Source organism: Piscinibacter sp. XHJ-5, from assembly GCF_029855045.1.
GTDB lineage: Bacteria > Pseudomonadota > Gammaproteobacteria > Burkholderiales > Burkholderiaceae_C > Albitalea.
In genome coordinates this window covers 203,781-219,879 of sequence record NZ_CP123228.1, presented here as the reverse complement: position 1 = coordinate 219,879, position 16,099 = coordinate 203,781, and the positions used below count along the sequence as shown (strand labels likewise).

14 protein-coding genes are annotated in these 16,099 nt (G+C 68.5%); 3 read left to right on the top strand and 11 right to left on the bottom strand.

Annotated elements, in window-relative coordinates; genetic code table 11:
• Window positions 1-85: 85 nt before the first annotated feature.
• The 10 genes from ligD to glpD form a co-directional block, all read right to left on the bottom strand.
• Window positions 86-2,647, bottom strand: coding sequence for a DNA ligase D (ligD, locus tag P7V53_RS01045; protein WP_280153622.1), 2,562 nt, complete (start codon window positions 2,645-2,647; stop codon window positions 86-88).
• Window positions 2,623-3,306 (bottom strand): alpha/beta family hydrolase, encoded by a 684-nt coding sequence (locus P7V53_RS01040; RefSeq protein ID WP_280153621.1) that lies wholly within the window; start codon window positions 3,304-3,306, stop codon window positions 2,623-2,625. Before P7V53_RS01040 ends, ligD begins: the two co-directional genes overlap by 25 nt.
• Before the next feature lie 70 nt (window positions 3,307-3,376).
• A complete protein-coding gene (locus P7V53_RS01035; RefSeq protein ID WP_280153620.1) occupies window positions 3,377-3,526 on the bottom strand; it encodes a hypothetical protein in 150 nt (49 codons plus the stop codon).
• Window positions 3,527-3,881: 355 nt separating this feature from the next.
• Entirely contained in the window at window positions 3,882-5,615 is a 1,734-nt protein-coding gene (locus P7V53_RS01030) for an ABC transporter substrate-binding protein (protein ID WP_280153619.1), read from the bottom strand.
• 98 nt (window positions 5,616-5,713) lie between these two features.
• Window positions 5,714-6,022, bottom strand: coding sequence for a DUF2160 domain-containing protein (locus P7V53_RS01025; protein WP_280153617.1), 309 nt, complete (start codon window positions 6,020-6,022; stop codon window positions 5,714-5,716).
• Window positions 6,022-6,906: a carbohydrate ABC transporter permease gene (locus P7V53_RS01020; protein WP_280153616.1), complete on the bottom strand. Its 885-nt coding sequence runs from the start codon at window positions 6,904-6,906 to the stop codon at window positions 6,022-6,024. Before P7V53_RS01020 ends, P7V53_RS01025 begins: the two co-directional genes overlap by 1 nt.
• Window positions 6,899-7,789 (bottom strand): sugar ABC transporter permease, encoded by an 891-nt coding sequence (locus P7V53_RS01015; protein ID WP_280153615.1) that lies wholly within the window; start codon window positions 7,787-7,789, stop codon window positions 6,899-6,901. Before P7V53_RS01015 ends, P7V53_RS01020 begins: the two co-directional genes overlap by 8 nt.
• Before the next feature lie 121 nt (window positions 7,790-7,910).
• A complete protein-coding gene (locus P7V53_RS01010) occupies window positions 7,911-8,993 on the bottom strand; it encodes an ABC transporter ATP-binding protein (RefSeq protein ID WP_280153614.1) in 1,083 nt (360 codons plus the stop codon).
• A gap of 1 nt (window position 8,994) precedes the next feature.
• Complete coding sequence (locus tag P7V53_RS01005) at window positions 8,995-10,065, bottom strand: ABC transporter ATP-binding protein (RefSeq protein ID WP_280153613.1); 1,071 nt, start codon at window positions 10,063-10,065, stop codon at window positions 8,995-8,997.
• Entirely contained in the window at window positions 10,056-11,603 is a 1,548-nt protein-coding gene (glpD, locus tag P7V53_RS01000; protein ID WP_280156661.1) for a glycerol-3-phosphate dehydrogenase, read from the bottom strand. The genes P7V53_RS01005 and glpD overlap by 10 nt, the downstream gene beginning before the upstream one ends.
• Window positions 11,604-11,900: 297 nt before the next feature.
• Here glpD and P7V53_RS00995 point away from each other — a divergent pair, with 297 nt between their 5' ends.
• Complete coding sequence (locus tag P7V53_RS00995; RefSeq protein WP_280153612.1) at window positions 11,901-12,668, top strand: DeoR/GlpR family DNA-binding transcription regulator; 768 nt, start codon at window positions 11,901-11,903, stop codon at window positions 12,666-12,668.
• Window positions 12,665-14,182: a glycerol kinase GlpK gene (gene glpK, locus P7V53_RS00990; protein ID WP_280153611.1), complete on the top strand. Its 1,518-nt coding sequence runs from the start codon at window positions 12,665-12,667 to the stop codon at window positions 14,180-14,182. Before P7V53_RS00995 ends, glpK begins: the two co-directional genes overlap by 4 nt.
• A 27-nt stretch (window positions 14,183-14,209) precedes the next feature.
• Here glpK and P7V53_RS00985 read toward each other — a convergent pair whose 3' ends face one another.
• Window positions 14,210-15,175, bottom strand: coding sequence for a 2-dehydro-3-deoxygalactonokinase (locus P7V53_RS00985; protein ID WP_280153610.1), 966 nt, complete (start codon window positions 15,173-15,175; stop codon window positions 14,210-14,212).
• Between the two features lie 78 nt (window positions 15,176-15,253).
• Here P7V53_RS00985 and P7V53_RS00980 point away from each other — a divergent pair, with 78 nt between their 5' ends.
• Window positions 15,254-16,012 (top strand): FadR/GntR family transcriptional regulator, encoded by a 759-nt coding sequence (locus tag P7V53_RS00980; RefSeq protein ID WP_280153609.1) that lies wholly within the window; start codon window positions 15,254-15,256, stop codon window positions 16,010-16,012.
• The last annotated feature ends 87 nt before the right edge of the window (window positions 16,013-16,099 follow it).

Sequence of the window (16,099 nt, the reverse complement as noted above, 5' to 3'; positions counted from 1 at the left end):
CACCTTTCGGTTCGAACGGGAGGGCGTAAAGGTTACCGCCAATGGTGCATCCACGCCACGCAGGTGTTGTTGCGGGGTGACGACCCTATCGCTGCAGCGTCTTCATCGCCTTGGTCAAGGTCTGCCTGGCTTTCCAGTAGTCCGCCCAGGGATCGCTCTTCTGGAACGACAGGTACTCGCGCGCCGTCGCGATGCTCCACTGCGCGCCGCTCTTCAGCGCGGAAAGCTGCTCCCACGCCACCGGCATCGACACGCCCAGGCCCGGACGCGCCCGCGCCGAGAACGCGGCGGCGGTGGTCGCACCCAGGGTGTTGCGCAGGTAATCGACGAACACCTTGCCGACCCGGTTGGAGGCACCGCTCTTGGCGACGAAGCGCGACGGCACGGTCTGCGCGAGGTGCTGCACCACGGCCTGCGAGAACGCCTTGACCGTGTCGTAGTCGAGCCTGGCCGCGATCGGCACGACGACATGCAGCCCCTTGCCGCCGCTGGTCTTGAGCCATGCCTTCAGGCCCAGCTCGTCGAGCAGCGTGCGGGTGAGCACGGCCGCTTCCTGCACGCGCGACCAGCTGACGCCCTCGCCGGGATCGAGGTCGAACACGATGCGGTCGGGCTTGTCGATCCGCCGCGTCGTCGAGTTCCAGGTGTGGAACTCGATGACGTTCATCTGCGCGGCGCTGACGAGCGCCTCGGCCGTCGGCACTTCCAGCATCGGCGGGTGGCCGGGCCAGTACGACGGATCGAGCTCCCGCAGCCCCGAGATGCTCAGCTTGTCGTCGTGCTTCTGGAAGAACAGCTCGCCGGCGATGCCGGTCGGCCCGCGCACCAGGGCGACCGGCCGGGCCTTCAGATGCGGCAGCATCCACTCGGCGACGCTTTCGTAGTAGCGCACCAGGTCGAGCTTCTTCAGCCCGGAAGACGGATCGATGATCCGCTCGGGGTTGGAGACCTTGACGCTGCCGACGCGGTTCGGCGACACGGCGGCCACCTGCACCGCCGAATCGCGCTCACGACGCACCGTGCGCGGCGGCTTGTCGGTGCGCACGCCCATGAACACCGCGTGGCGCACGCTGCCGTCGGGCGTCCATCCGGCGAAACGCACCTCGACCACCACCGAAGGCCGCACCCAGCGCTCGCGTCCGAGCGTCAGCCGCGACCAGCGGCCGGGCTGCACGCTGCCCGGCTCGAACGGCGACGCCTTGGTCTCCAGATCCACGAGCTTCTTGTGCAGCTCGGCCGCCGCACTCGCGTTCCAGCCGGTGCCGACGTTGCCCGCGTAGCGCAGCACGCCGGCGTCGTCGTAGTAGCCGAGCAGGAGGCTGCCCACTTCGCCTGTCGAGCCGGCGCGGTCGGAGAAGCCGCCGACCACGAACTCTTGCCGCTCGCTGGTCTTCAGCTTCAGCCAGGTGTTCGTTCGATCGGACACGTACGGCGCATCGGCCCGCTTGGCGATGATGCCTTCCAGGCCGAGCTGGGCCACCGAGTGCAGCAGGCTGGCCGGGTCGACCGGGAAGTCGGCACTCAGGCGCAGGTGGTCGCTGTCGTGACCGTCGAGCCGCTGCTTCAGCAGCGCGCGACGCGCATGCAGCGGCACGCGGCGCAGGTCATGCCCGTCGGCGAACGGCAGGTCGAACAGGAAATACCGGATCGCCTCGGTGCGCGCCGCGTCGAAGGCGTTCTGCAGCAGGTTGAAGTTGGGCGTGCCCTTGTCGTCAAGCACGACGATCTCGCCGTCGAGCCACGCCGAGCGCACGCCGAGCGCCTCCACCGCCTCGGCCAGCGGCTTCATCTTCGCGGTCCAGTCGTGGCCGTTGCGGGTGATGAGCCTGGCGCGCCCGCGCTCGTCGATGCGCGCCAGCAGCCGGTAGCCGTCGAGCTTGAGCTCGTAGATCCACTCGCCCTGCGTCGGGGGCGCTTGCGCGGGGGTGGCGAGCTGCGGCGACAGCGCGGCCGGCAGTGCGGCTTTCACCGCGCCCGGCAGCTGCGCCGCCGACTGCACCGCAGAGCCGGCAGCCGTCACGGCGCTGCGCGGCTGCCGCTGCTCGAGCAGGCCGAGCGGCTTCTCGACGACGCTGTCGGGCAGGGCCGCGATCACGTCGTACTCGGCCAGCGGGCGCGCCCATTCGTCGCGCTTCTTGAACAGCATCCACGGATCCTGCCTGTCGCCGGGCTTGGCGATGCGCACCAGCTCCCACAGGCCCGCCAGCTTCTCGCCGTGCAGGCGGAACACCAGCTTGCCCTTGGCCATGCCTTCACGCGGATCGCCGACGGGTTCCCAGGTGCCGCGGTCCCAGACGATGACCGTGCCCGCGCCGTACTGCCTGGGCGGGATGGTGCCCTCGAAGCTGCCGTACGACACCGGATGATCCTCGACGTGCACCGCCATGCGCTTCTCGGCGGGATCGAAGCTTGGTCCCTTGGGCACGGCCCAGCTCAGCAGCACCCCATCGAGCTCGAGGCGGAAGTCGTAGTGCAGGCGGGTGGCCCAGTGCTTCTGGATGACGAAGCCGAGCGCCTCGGCCGGCTGCGCGCGTTGCGCCTTCGGCTCGGGCGTGACGGCGAAGTTGCGCTTGGCGGCATAGCGCTGCAGCGGATCCGGGGCGACCCCGGCCTTGCTGCGCTTCACGCGGGCACGCGGCTGATCCATTCGGCGACGCGGTCGAGCATCTCCTGTCGCACCGCCGCGTCGTTGCGGCCGCTGCGCGCAGGCACATGGAAGGAATGATCTGCATCGGCGACCAGGTGCAGCGTGGCACGATCGCCGAGGTCCTCGGCCAGCGCGCGCACCAGGGGCAGATCGGCCAGCTCGTCGCGCGTGCCCTGCAGGAACAGCATCGGGCAGCGCACCTGCGCCAGGTGCTCGCCGCGCTGCGACGACGGCTCGCCGGCCGGATGCAGCGGGAAGCCGAGGAACACCAGCCCGCGCACGCCGGGCAGCGGCGACGCGGCCTGCGCCTGTGACGTCATGCGGCCCCCGAAGGACTTCCCCCCCGCGAAGAGCGGCAGCGTCGGCCAGGCCGCCGCGGCATGCGCGACGGCGGCGCGCACCGCGGCGTGCGCCACGGCGGGCGCGTCGGGACGCCTGGAGCCGCGCTCCATGTAGGGAAACTGGTAGCGCAGGCTCGCGATGTTGCGCTCGGCGAGGCCCTGCGCGATGGCGGCCATGAAGGGATGCGCCATGCCGGCGCCCGCGCCGTGCGCGAGCACATACGCGGCACGCGCCTCGCGTGGCGCGTGGAGCAGCCCGGACACGCTCTGCGTGTCGTTGATGGCAATCGTGACGGGCTGGGCTGCGGGAGCGTCCATGGCGGCAGGCGAAGCGGCGCGCCCATTGTCGCGCCGGCTCACCGTTCGCGCAGCCGTGCCGGACCGACGCTCAATGCCGCTTGAAGTACTGCACCTCGCGCTCGTGCTGGCGGGCTTGCTCCAGCGTGTCGAAGGTGCCGAGGTTGCGACGCTTGCCGGTCTTGGGGTCCTTCTTGCGCGAGTACAGCCGGTACTCGCCGCTGGCGAGCTTGCGGATCATCGCCGGCCCTCCTCGTCGCCCAAGCACCCGCAGCGGGCGGTTTTCGCGGTGAAAGTCATGGTGCTGCTCCTTGTGTTCATGGCGTGGATCAAGGTCAGTTTCGGCGCACCGCTGCCGGCTGGCAGTCGGACCCGGCCGTGCGGTGGACGCGGCGCAGTCCTACTCGTCCATAGGCGCGCTCGAGCGCGCTGCGCAACCGCTCGGCGGGCCGGAACAATTCCACGAAAGAGGAAGAGGGCGTGTGCGAGGGCAGCGCGTCTCACTGAAACGAAAAAGCCCTCGACACTCGCGCATCGAGGGCACAAGAGCGGCCTTCACGCCGGCCGCTCACTTCTGGTTCGGACGGAGCGCGCGCTCAGCGCACCTTGCCTTCCTTCCACGCACCGAGCAGCTTCTCGTACTGGATGGTCTCGCCCTTGGGCTTCTCGTTGGCGAGCTTCTTCCACGGCGCATGCTTGTCGCTCAGCCACTTGTCGGGACTGCCCTTTGCGTTGAGCTTGGGCGCGCACTTGGCCATGCCGGCGCGCTCGAGGCGGCCCATCACCTGGTCCATCTCGTCGGCCAGCGTGTCCATCGCCGCCTGCGGCGTCTTCTCGCCGGTCACCGCCACCGCCACGTTCTTCCACCAGAGCTGCGCCAGCTTCGGGTAGTCGGGCACGTTGGTGCCGGTGGGCGACCAGGCCACACGGGCCGGGCTGCGGTAGAACTCGACCAGACCGCCCAGCTTGGGCGCCAGGTCGGTCATCGCCTTGCTCTGGATGTCCGACTCGCGGATCGGCGTGAGGCCGACGATGGTCTTCTTCAGCGAGGTGGTCTTGGCGGTGATGAACTGCGCGTACAGCCAGGCGGCCGCCGTGCGGTTCTCGTCGTGGTTGGCGAAGAAGGTCCACGAGCCGACGTCCTGGTAGCCGTTCTGCATGCCCTGCTTCCAGTACGGGCCGTTCGGGCCGGGCGCCATGCGCCACTTCGGCGTGCCGTCCTCGTTGACCACCGGCAGGCCCTTCTTGGTCATGTCGGCGGTGAAGGCCGTGTACCAGAAGATCTGCTGCGCGATCTGGCCCTGCGCGGGCACCGGGCCGGCCTCGCCGAAGGTCATGCCGGTCGCTTCCTTGGGTGCGTACTTCTTCATCCAGTCGACGTACTTCGTCAGTGCGTAGACCGCCGCCGGCGAGTTGGTCGCGCCGCCGCGTGCCACCGAAGCCCCGACCGGCGTGCACTTGTCGTCCCCGACGCGGATGCCCCACTCGTCGATCGGCAAGCCGTTCGGGGTTCCGATGTCGGCCGTGCCGGCCATCGAGAGCCACGCGTCGGTGAAGCGCCAGCCGAGCGACGGATCCTTCTTGCCGTAGTCCATGTGGCCGTAGATCGGCTTGCCGTCGATCTGCTTCACGTCGTTGGTGAAGAACTCGGCGATGTCCTCGTAGGCGCTCCAGTTCAGCGGCACGCCGAGGTCGTAGCCGTACTTGGCCTTGAACTTGTCCTGCAGGTCCTTGCGCGCGAACAGGTCGGCCCGGAACCAGTACAGGTTGGCGAACTGCTGGTCGGGCAGCTGGTACAGCTTGCCGTCCGGAGCGGTCGTGAACTTGGTGCCGATGAAGTCCTTCAGGTCGAGACCGGGGTTGGTGTACTCCTTGCCCTTGCCGGCCATGTAGTCGGTGAGGTTCATCACCTTGCCGTAGCGGTAGTGCGTGCCGATCAGGTCGCTGTCGGAGATCCAGCCGTCGTAGATGGACTTGCCCGACTGCATCGAGGTCTGCAGCTTCTCGACGACGTCGCCTTCCTGGATCAGGTCATGCTTGACCTTGATGCCGGTGATCTCCTCGAAGGCCTTCGCCAGCGTCTTCGACTCGTATTCGTGCGTGGTGATGGTCTCGGAGACGACCGAGATCTCCTTGACGCCCTTGCCCTGCAGCTTCTTGGCGGCGTCGATGAAGAACTTCATCTCGGCCATCTGCTGATCCTTGCTCAGCGTGGACGGCTGGAACTCGCTGTCGACCCACTTCTTGGCCTCGGCCTCACCCGCCACTGCGCCCTGGCCCAGGACCAAGGCAGCGGCTGCAAAGGCCACGGCATTCAAGCGCACTTTCATCGTTGTCTCCTCAAGAGAGAGCTTCCCGTTTCATCGATCGACACGCCGGCTGGGAAGAACTGGCCGGATGCCTGTTCCCGAAAGAGAACCGCTGACTGCTAACCCCTTCGCATGATCAGTGCGAGCAGCGCCATCGACACGATGAAGCTGATCCACACGGAAGGTTCCTCGCTGAGCGAGAACCACCTGACCATCCTTTCGCTCAACGCGACGAACAGCAGGTTCACGTAGGCCGCGGTCAGCAGGCCAATGAACAAACGATCGCCGCGCGTCGTCGGTATCGGGAGGAACCCTTTGCGCATCACCGTCGGCGACTTGAACTCCCACACCGTCATGCCGACCAGCATCAGCACGATGCAGGTGAAGAACACCGCCACGGGCAGCGTCCATGCCATCCACTCGAACATCACACTCTCCCCATCGCGAAGCCCTTGGCGATGTAGTGCCGCACGAACCAGATGACGATCGCGCCCGGCACGATGGTCAGCACGCCGGCGGCGGCCAGAACGCCCCAGTCCATGCCGGACGCCGACACCGTGCGCGTCATCGTCGCGACGATAGGCTTGGCGTTGACGCTGGTCAGCGTGCGCGCCATCAGCAGCTCGACCCAGCTGAACATGAAGCAGAAGAAGGCCGCGACGCCGACGCCCGCCTTGATCAGCGGAATGAAGATCGTCAGGAAGAAGCGCGGGAACGAGTAGCCGTCGATGTAGGCCGTCTCGTCGATCTCGCGCGGCACGCCGCTCATGAAGCCTTCGAGGATCCACACCGCCAGCGGCACGTTGAACAGCAGATGCGCCAGCGCCACCGCGATGTGCGTGTCCATGAGGCCCAGCGTCGTGTAGAGCTGGAAGAACGGCAGCAGGAACACCGCCGGCGGCGTCATGCGGTTGGTGAGCAGCCAGAAGAAGACATGCTTGTCGCCGAGGAACGAATAGCGCGAGAACGCGTAGGCGGCCGGCAGCGCCACCAGCAGGGAGATCACCGTGTTGATGCCGACGTAGATCAGCGAGTTGATGTAGCCGGAGTACCAGCTCTCGTCGGTGAAGATCGTCTTGTAGTGGTCCCAGGTGAAGTCCTGCGGGATCAGGCTGAAGGTGGTCAGGATCTCGACGTTCGTCTTGAACGACATGTTGACCATCCAGTACACCGGCAGGATGGCGAAGACGAGGTAGAGCGCCAGGAACACCACGCGCTTTTGCAAGCGCACGCCGCTCGCGGCCTTGCGCAGCGTGGGCGCCGCCGCCGGCACCGGCACCGGCTCGAGCCGGCTGGGATCGAGCCTATCCATGGGCGGCTCCTGCGTTGGTGGCATCGCCCTGGCCGACGCGCTGCATCCAGTTGTAGAGGATGAAGCACAGCAGCAGGATGATGAGGAAGTAGATGAGCGAGAAGGCCGCCGCCGGACCCAGGTCGAACTGGCCGACCGCCTTCTGCGTGAGGTACTGCGACAGGAAGGTCGTCGCGTTGCCGGGCCCGCCACCCGTCAGCACGAAAGGCTCGGTGTAGATCATGAAGCTGTCCATGAAGCGCAGCAGCACCGCGATCATCAGCACGCCGCGCAGCTTGGGCAGCTGGATGTAGCGGAACACCGCCAACTTGCTGGCCCCGTCGATGCGGGCGGCCTGGTAGTAGGCATCGGGGATGGCGCGCAGACCCGCGTAGCACAGCAGCGCGACCAGCGGCGTCCAGTGCCACACGTCCATCAGCAGCACGGTGAGCCAGGCGTCCGTCGCATGGCCGGTGTAGTTGTAGTCGATGCCCAGCGAAGCCAACGCCGCGCCCATCAGGCCGATGTCGGTGCGCCCGTAGATCTGCCAGATCGTGCCGACGACGTTCCATGGAATGAGCAGCGAGATGGCGACGATGACCAGCACCGCCGACGCCTGCCAGCCCTTGGCCGGCATCGACAGCGCGAGCGCGATGCCCAGCGGAATCTCCACCAGCAGCACCGCGAAGGAGAAAGTGATCTGGCGCAGCAGCGCACCCTGCAGGTCGTCGTCGCGCATCACTGCCTTGAACCACTCGGTGCCGACGAACACGCGTCGTTCCGGCGAGATGATGTCCTGCACCGAGTAGTTGACGACCGTCATCAGCGGCAGGATGGCCGAGAAGGCCACGCACAGGATGACGGGCAGGATCAGGAACCAGGCCTTTTGATTGATGGGTTTCATGGGTTGCAGCCCTCGCCCCGGCCCTGTGCCGCACGCGGTAGAGAGAGGGTGGTCGTGGCGTGTTTCTTCCCCCTGCCGCTCGCGGCAGAGGGACCGGGGGCGAGCGTCGGCGCAAGTCGCCTCATGCGATCAGCTCCTCGTTCTTGTAGAAGCAGGTGTGCGTGCCCAGCACGTGCAGCCACACGTCCTCGCCCACGGCCGGCGTCTTCGACTCGGGGCTGAGGCGCGCGCGGATCACGGAATCGCCGCTGACGGCCGTGACGAGCTGGTACGTGCCGATGTCCTGAGCCTTCTGCACCTTCGCTGGCAGCGCGTCGGGCTGGCCCCGGGCAGCGAGCTGCACGTACTCCGGCCGCACGCCGAGCGTGAACTCGCCCACCGACGCCAACGCCTGCCGATGCTGGTCGCCGCGCAGCCGGTGGCCCGCGACTTCGATCGCATCGTCCTTCCACGCCGCCTTGAGGAAGTTCATGCCCGGCGAGCCGATGAAATTTCCGACGAAGGTGTGCTGCGGCCGCTCGAACAGCTCGGAGGCGGTTCCGACCTGCACCGCGCGGCCGCGCGTCATGACCACGACCTGGTCGGCGAAGGTCAGCGCCTCCACCTGGTCGTGCGTGACGTAGATCAGCGTCAGCTTGAGCTCATGATGGATCTGCTTGAGCTTGCGGCGCAGCTGCCATTTCAGGTGCGGATCGATCACCGTGAGCGGCTCGTCGAACAGCACCGCGCTCACGTCCTCGCGCACCAGGCCGCGGCCGAGCGAGATCTTCTGCTTGGCATCGGCCGCGAGTCCGGCGGCGCGCATGTCGAGCTGGCCGCTCATCTCGAGCATCTCGGCGATGGCGCCGACGCGGTGCCTGATCTTCTCGGGCGCGACGCCGCGGTTGCGCAGCGGGAACGCCAGGTTCTGAGCCACCGTCATCGTGTCGTAGATGACGGGGAACTGGAACACCTGCGCGATGTTGCGCTCCTGCGGTGTCTTCAGCGTGACGTCCGCGCCGTTGAACTTCACGCTGCCGTGCGACGGCGTGACGAGGCCGGACACGATGTTGAGCATCGTGGTCTTGCCGCAGCCGGAAGGACCCAGCAGCGCATAGGCGCCGCCGTCCTCGAAGCTCATCTTCAACGGCAGCAGCGCATAGTCCTCGTCGCGCTGCGGGTTGGGCTTGTAGGCGTGCGCCAGGTCAAGGTCGATTCGCGACATGTCAGCGTGCCTCCCCGGACGGCGCGACCAGCAGGTTGCCGGCCGCATCGAACACATGCACGTGCGTGGGATTGAGGTACAGCGTGATGGCCTCGCCCAGCGTGAACTGATGCACGCCGGTGAGCTGCGCGACCAGCTCGCCGATGGCCGTGTCGACGTGCACGAACGTGTCGGAGCCGGAAATCTCGGCCAGCTCGACCTTGCCCGGCAACGCCACGTCCCCGCCGCGCTCGCGCACACGCAACGCGCTGGCGCGCACGCCGATCGTCAGGCTCGACGTGCTCGAGGCGGGCAGCGGCACGGAGAGGTTCACGCCGGCCTGAAGCGACACGCCCAGCGTCGCCGCCGTGCCGGCCACCAGGTTCATCGGCGGATCGCTGAAGGCGCGCGCCACGCGGATGGACCTGGGCCGGTGGAACACCTCGGCGGTGGGCCCGTACTGGAGCAGCTCGCCGGCGTCGAGCACCGCGGTGTACCCCCCCAGCAGCAGGGCCTCGGTCGGCTCGGTGGTGGCATAGACCACCGTCGAGTCGCCGGTCGCAAACAACTGGGAGAGCTCCTCGCGCAGCTCTTCACGAAGCTTGTAGTCCAGGTTGACGAGCGGCTCGTCCAGCAGCATCAGCGGCGCCTTCTTGGCCAGCGCGCGCGCCAGCGCCACGCGCTGCTGCTGGCCGCCCGACAGCTCGGCCGGCAGCCGTTTCAGGAAGGGCTCGATGTGCAGCTTGGCGGCCAGCTCGGCCACCCGCTGCGCGACGCCGGCCTCGCGGCGCAGCTTCAGCGGCGAGCCGATGTTGTCCTCGACCGTCATCGAGGGATAGTTGATGAACTGCTGGTAGACCATCGCGACGTTGCGCTCGCGTACCGGCTGGCCGGTCACGTCGCGCCCGTCGGCCAGCACGCGGCCCCTGGAGGGGGCATCCAGGCCCGCCATCACGCGCATCAGCGAGGTCTTGCCGGCCTGGGTGGCTCCCAGCAGCACGGTGACGGCGCGCGGCACCAGGGTGAGGTCCAGTGGGTACAGGTGCGTCTGCGCGCCCACCTGCTTCTCGATGCGCTCGAGCATCAGTTCCATGTCGTCTCCGTCCGCCCCAGTGTGCTCGGGGCGTGCGCCGCGGCTGCGGCATCGTGTCGCCAATGGGTCTCGCACCACTCGGCCACCGCCGCGCGCTGCGCTTCGCTGAGATGCAGGCCGAGCTTGGTTCGCCGCCACAGCACATCGTCGGCACTGCGGGCCCACTCGTGCTCGTGCAGGTAGCGCAGCTCCGCCTCGTGCAGCCCCGGCACCACCGGCTCGCCGAGGCCGTCGGACAGCAGCGCCTCGACCCGCGAGCCGTAGTCGCGCGCCAGCCGCCTGCACAGCGCGGCGGGGAGATCGTCGTGGCGCAGTGCCACCGCCTGCGAAAAGCGCTGGATGTCGGTGTCCGGCCGCTGCGGCGCGCCGATCCAGCCGGCGAGGTCGCCGCCGGGCAGGTACGCGTCGCGGGTCCAGGCGCCGGCGCTGATGCCCAGCGGCGGCGTCAGCAGATCGGCGGCCTCTTCGGCCAGCTTGCGGAAGGTGGTCATCTTGCCGCCCCAGACGGTGAGCAGCGGTGCGCCGCGGGTATCGAGATCCAGCTGGTAGTCGCGCGTCACGGCCGAAGCGTCGCTCGCCTCGTCCTCGAGCAGGGGCCGCACGCCGGCGTAGCTCCACACCACGTCGGCCGGCGTGACGGGCCGGCGCAGGTAGCGGCTTGCCTGCTCGCAAAGATAGGCGATCTCGCCGTCGTCGATGCGCGCCTGTCCCACCGGGCCGCGGTGCTCGACGTCGGTGGTGCCGATGAGGGTGAACTCGCCCTCGTAGGGAATGACGAAGATGATGCGGCGGTCAGGGCTTTGCAGCACGTAGGCATGGTCGTGGTCGTACAGCTTGCGCACGACGATGTGGCTGCCCTTGACCAGGCGCAGCGACTTCGAATCGGGCACATGCGCATGCTCGCGCAGGAACTGCGCCGCCCACGGGCCGGCCGCGTTGACCAGCGCCCGCGCGCTCACCTGGCGCGACTCGCCGCCCGGCCCCTCGAGCACCACCTGCCACAGCGCCCCGGCGCGCCGCGCATCGATGCAGCGCCAGCGCGTCAGCACTTCGGCGCCGCGCTCGGCGGCGTCGACGGCATTGAGCACGACCAGGCGCGCATCGTCGACCCAGCCATCGGAGAACGCGAAGCCCTTGCGGTAGCGCGGCTGCAGCGCCGCGCCGATGGGCCCATGGCGAAGGTCGATCGTCTGCGAGCCGGGCAGCACCTCGCGGCGCGCGAGGTGGTCGTAGAGGAACAGGCCGATGCGCATCATCCACACCGGCCGCATGCTCGGCTCATGCGGCATCACCAGGCGCAACGGCCGGATGATGTGCGGCGCACTGCGCAGCAGCACCTCGCGCTCGGCCAGCGCCTTGCGGACCAGGGAGAACTCGTAGTACTCCAGGTAGCGGATGCCGCCATGGATCATCTTCGTCGACGACGACGAGGTGTGCTGCGCCAGGTCGTCCTTCTCGACGAGCAGCACGCGCTGGCCGCGGCCGGCCAGGTCGCGCGCGATGCCGGCGCCATTGATGCCGCCGCCGACGACGAGCACGTCGACCGCGTCGCGGCCCTCGTCATGCGAGGCCGCGACGGCATGCGTGTGCCCACGGGCGACGCCGCCGCTGCGCGGCCCGCCGTGCGACCAGCCATCGAGCTGGGACTGCTTCAACTGAGGCGACTCCTGGCAAAGAAAAACGAACATCGTTTGATGTTCGTTTGTGTTCGTTTATGTCCTTCTTTTTTCGTTTTATCCGAGCCGCGAACAAAATACAAGCTCGCAATCCACCATGGATTTCCCTGAGTCCCTGGCTATGCTGCGTCGCCACTGCCGTCTTCTGCCATCGAATCGATGACCCCGAATCCGCGCCAATCGCTGTTGCTGGACGAAGTGCGTGCCCGCGGTTCGGTTTCGGTGGAAGCCTTGTCCGACCAGTTCGGCGTGACGCTGCAGACGGTGCGGCGCGACGTGAAGCTGCTGTCCGACGCGGGGCTGCTGGCGCGCTTTCACGGCGGGGTGCGGCTGCCCAGCTCGACCGTGGAAAACATCGCCTATCGGCAGCGCCAGCAGCTCAACGAGGCGGGCAAGTTGCGCATCGCCCGGCGCGTCGCCAAGGCGGTGCCCAACGGGTGCTCGCTGATCATCAACATCGGCACGACCACCGAGGCGATCGCGCGCGAGCTGCTGCGCCACAAGGGGCTGCGCGTCATCACGAACAACCTCAACGTCGCGGCGATCCTCTCGGACAACCCGGACTGCGAGGTCATCGTGGCGGGCGGCGTGGTGCGGTCGCGCGACCGCGGCATCGTGGGCGAGGTGACGGTGGAGTTCATCCGCCAGTTCAGGGTCGACATCGGCCTCATCGGCATCTCGGGCATCGAGTCCGACGGCACGCTGCGCGACTTCGACTACCGCGAGGTCAACGTGGCCAAGTCGATCATCGAGCAGTCGCGCGAGGTCTGGCTCGCGGCCGACCACAGCAAGTTCAACCGCCCTGCGATGGTGGAGCTGGCACGGCTGTCGCAGATCGACATGCTGTTCACCGACGCCGAGCCGCCGGCGCCATTTCCAGCGCTGCTGGCCGAGGCCGGCGTTCAACTGACCGTGAGCGACTCATGAACCACCTGCTCGCCCTCGACCAGGGCACCTCCAGCTCGCGCAGCATCGTGTTCGACCGCGCCGGGCGCATCGTCGCGATGGCGCAGCGCGAATTCCGCCAGATCTATCCGCAGCCCGGGTGGGTGGAGCACGACCCGAAGGAGATCTGGACGACGCAGCTGGCCACCGCGCGCGAGGTGCTCGCCAAGGCTGGACTGCAGGCCGGCGACATCGCCTCGATCGGCATCACGAACCAGCGCGAGACGACGCTGGTGTGGAATCGGCGCACCGGCGAGCCGATCTACAACGCGATCGTCTGGCAGGACCGACGCGCCGAGCCGACCTGCGCCGCGCTGCGCGAGCGCGGACTCGAAGCAACCATCCGCGAGAAGACCGGGCTCATCATCGACGCCTACTTCTCGGGCACCAAGCTGAAGTGGATCTTCGACCACGTGCCCGGATCGCGCGAGGCCGCCGCGCGCGGCGAGCTCGCTTTCGGCACCGTCGACACCTGGCTGATGTGGCAGCTCACCGGCGGCGGCGAGGACGCAACGCGCACGCAGGCGATCCACGCCACCGACGTGAGCAACGCATCGCGCACCATGCTCCTCGACGTTCGCCGCAACGAATGGGACGACGAGCTGCTGGGCATCCTCGACATCCCGCGCGAGGTGCTGCCGTCGGTGCATCCCTCCAGCCATGTCTTCGGCTCGACGCGTGCATCACTGCTCGGCGCCGCCATTCCCATCGGCGGCGTGGCGGGCGACCAGCAGAGCGCGCTGTTCGGCCAGGCCTGCTTCCACGCGGGACTGGCGAAGAACACCTACGGCACCGGCTGCTTCATGTTGATGCACACCGGCACGGGCTTCCAGACATCGACCAACGGTCTCATCACCACCAGCGCAGCGCAGCCCAAGCCGACGCCGGAGTTCGCGCTGGAAGGCAGTGTGTTCATCGCCGGCGCGGTGGTGCAGTGGCTGCGCGACGGCCTGCGGGCGATCAAGGGCAGCGGCGAGGTGCAGAACCTCGCCGAGACCGTGCCGGACAGCGGCGGCGTGATGTTCGTGCCGGCCTTCACCGGCCTGGGCGCGCCGTACTGGAAGGCCGATGCGCGCGGCGCGATCGTCGGCCTGACGCGCGGCAGCACCGTGGCGCACATCGCGCGCGCGGCGCTGGAAAGCATCGCCTTCCAGAGCGCCGCGCTGCTGTCGGCGATGAGCCGCGATGCCGTCGCGGCCGGCGGCTCACCGGTCAGCGAGCTGCGTGTGGACGGCGGCGCGTGCGTCAACAACCTGCTGATGCAGTTCCAGGCCGACCTGCTCGGCATCCCGGTCGTGCGCCCGCAGGTGATCGAGACCACCGCCCTGGGCGCGGCCTACCTGGCGGGGCTGAGCTGCGGCATGTTCGCGAGCCTCGACGAGCTGGCCGCACAGTGGCAGGTGGAGCGGCGCTTTCATCCGACGATGCCGCGCGAGCGCGCTGCCGAGCTCATGCAGCGGTGGGAGCGGGCCGTGCGGCAGACCGTGGCCGCGTAGGTGGCGGCGGAAGCAGCGAGGCGGACGTCATTCGCTCCTCGGAGGCTCGGACATCCACAGGCCCCGTGCCAGCGCAGCCCAGGCGGCCAGCTGCGCCTCGCGGGCATCGAGCAGCTCGACCGGGACGCCGAGCTGCCGCCCGGCGCGCACGTGCAGCGCCGCCAGCTCTGGCGTGCCGATCACGCAGACCGGCGCTGACGGACGGCCAAGGCGCCGCAATGCGTCGTGCCATTCGGCGCCGATCAGCACGCCGCTCAAATACTCGCGGGCCGACGCGGTGGGCATGTCGCCGGCGACCACGCGGGCGCGGCATTCGAACAGGACATGCGACAAGGCGGCCCGCGCGCTGGCCTGAACGCCGGCGGCAAATGCGGCTTCGTCGTCGCGCGGCTCGCGCACCAGCGGCGCCAGCGTGCCGTGCTGCGACAGCAAAGCGAACAGCTCGCCGCTGAGGTAGGTGGAGAAGTGCTCGATGCGCCCATCGCGAAGCGCAACCCATTTGCTGTGCGTCCCGGGCAGCACGAAGCCGCCGTCGCGCCGCCCCAGCGCCACCGCACCGAGCAGCTGCGTTTCCTCGCCTCGCATCACGTCGACTTCGCCCGCGTCCCCGCGCCAGCGGCAGCCCGGCACGATCCGGCAGTCGAGTCCACGCGGCGCATCGGGCACCGCGAACAGGCATCGGGCCAGGCTTTCGAGCGGCGTGCCGCTGTCGACGTAAGGCACGGGGTGCCAGCCCTGCGCACTGCCGACCATGCCCGACAGCAGCACGCGGGCGCCGGGCGCCAGCGGCCCGATGCGCTCGAGCGTGGCGTCGAGCACGGCCGCGAAGCGGCCGGCGGCGCTCAGCATGCCGGCGTCGTCATCGAACTCGCGCAGCGGCGCCGCCTGCGCATCGAGAGCCACGACACGGCGGCGGGTCGTGCCCCAGTCGATGCCGACGATGGCCGCCGGCGCCGATCCGGCCGCTGCGTCCTGGGAGGCGCGCACAATCATCTTTGCAACGAAGTGAGTCTTGCGTATCGTCATATGATACGGACAGGCCCGAACCGCATCCTTGCGCTGTCACGTTCCATGAAGCCTTTGCGCGCGATCGCCAGCACCTATTCGGGCCGCAACCTGCACGGACAGGTCGTGCACGAGCTGGGCCGCCGCATCGTCGGCGGCACCTGCCCTCCCGGCCAGGCGCTGCCCAACGAGGAAGAGCTGTGCCGCGAGCTGGGCGTGAGCCGCACCGCGCTGCGTGAATCGGTGAAGGTGCTCGCCGCGAAGGGGCTGGTGGAGTCGCGGCCCCGCATAGGCACCCGGGTACGCGCGAACGAGGACTGGAACATGCTCGATCCGGATGTGCTCGCGTGGCGCTGCGCGACGCTGCCGGATGCGCACTTCGTGCTGCAACTCAACGAGATGCGCGAGATCATCGAGCCCGCGTCGGCGGCGCTGGCCGCCCGCAACCGCACGCCGACACAGCTGCGCGACATCGAGGACGCCTTCGAGGCGATGGCCGCGGCCCAGAACATCGACCAGTGGGTCGATGCAGACCTGCATTTCCACAGCGCCATCCTCGACGCCACCAACAACCCGCTGCTGCGCCCGCTCGGGGCGATGATCGGCACTGCACTGGAGTCCCTGCTGGGCCTGTCGGCGCGCAAGGCCGGCAATTTCAAGGTCGCGCTGCCCGACCACGGCAGGGTGCTGGAGGCGATCCGAACGCAAGACGGCGAAGCCGCCCGCCAGCGCATGGCCAGCTTGCTGGCGGACACGCGGGCAAGGCTGTTGAAGCCCACGCCGCGGCAGCGAGCGAGAAGCACGGCGGCGCGAACGCGGGCGTGAGCCGGACCGCTGCACGGCTCGCGCACTTTGACTCGCCTGCCGCTTTTGTATGACAATACGACGAAAGCACTAGACGCGAGGCACCCC

What these genes read in the sequence shown, in the direction of transcription:
- P7V53_RS01010 (WP_280153614.1), bottom strand. Translation starts at nt 8,993, where the DNA reads ATGTCGCGAATCGACCTTGACCTGGCGCACGCCTACAAGCCCAACCCG.
- P7V53_RS01020 (WP_280153616.1), bottom strand. Translation starts at nt 6,906, where the DNA reads ATGGATAGGCTCGATCCCAGCCGGCTCGAGCCGGTGCCGGTGCCGGCG.
- P7V53_RS01015 (WP_280153615.1), bottom strand. Translation starts at nt 7,789, where the DNA reads ATGAAACCCATCAATCAAAAGGCCTGGTTCCTGATCCTGCCCGTCATC.
- glpK (WP_280153611.1), top strand. Translation starts at nt 12,665, where the DNA reads ATGAACCACCTGCTCGCCCTCGACCAGGGCACCTCCAGCTCGCGCAGC.
- ligD (WP_280153622.1), bottom strand. Translation starts at nt 2,647, where the DNA reads ATGGATCAGCCGCGTGCCCGCGTGAAGCGCAGCAAGGCCGGGGTCGCC.
- P7V53_RS01030 (WP_280153619.1), bottom strand. Translation starts at nt 5,615, where the DNA reads ATGAAAGTGCGCTTGAATGCCGTGGCCTTTGCAGCCGCTGCCTTGGTC.
- P7V53_RS00995 (WP_280153612.1), top strand. Translation starts at nt 11,901, where the DNA reads ATGACCCCGAATCCGCGCCAATCGCTGTTGCTGGACGAAGTGCGTGCC.
- P7V53_RS01025 (WP_280153617.1), bottom strand. Translation starts at nt 6,022, where the DNA reads ATGTTCGAGTGGATGGCATGGACGCTGCCCGTGGCGGTGTTCTTCACC.
- P7V53_RS01040 (WP_280153621.1), bottom strand. Translation starts at nt 3,306, where the DNA reads ATGGACGCTCCCGCAGCCCAGCCCGTCACGATTGCCATCAACGACACG.
- P7V53_RS00985 (WP_280153610.1), bottom strand. Translation starts at nt 15,175, where the DNA reads ATGATTGTGCGCGCCTCCCAGGACGCAGCGGCCGGATCGGCGCCGGCG.
- P7V53_RS01035 (WP_280153620.1), bottom strand. Translation starts at nt 3,526, where the DNA reads ATGATCCGCAAGCTCGCCAGCGGCGAGTACCGGCTGTACTCGCGCAAG.
- P7V53_RS00980 (WP_280153609.1), top strand. Translation starts at nt 15,254, where the DNA reads ATGAAGCCTTTGCGCGCGATCGCCAGCACCTATTCGGGCCGCAACCTG.
- P7V53_RS01005 (WP_280153613.1), bottom strand. Translation starts at nt 10,065, where the DNA reads ATGGAACTGATGCTCGAGCGCATCGAGAAGCAGGTGGGCGCGCAGACG.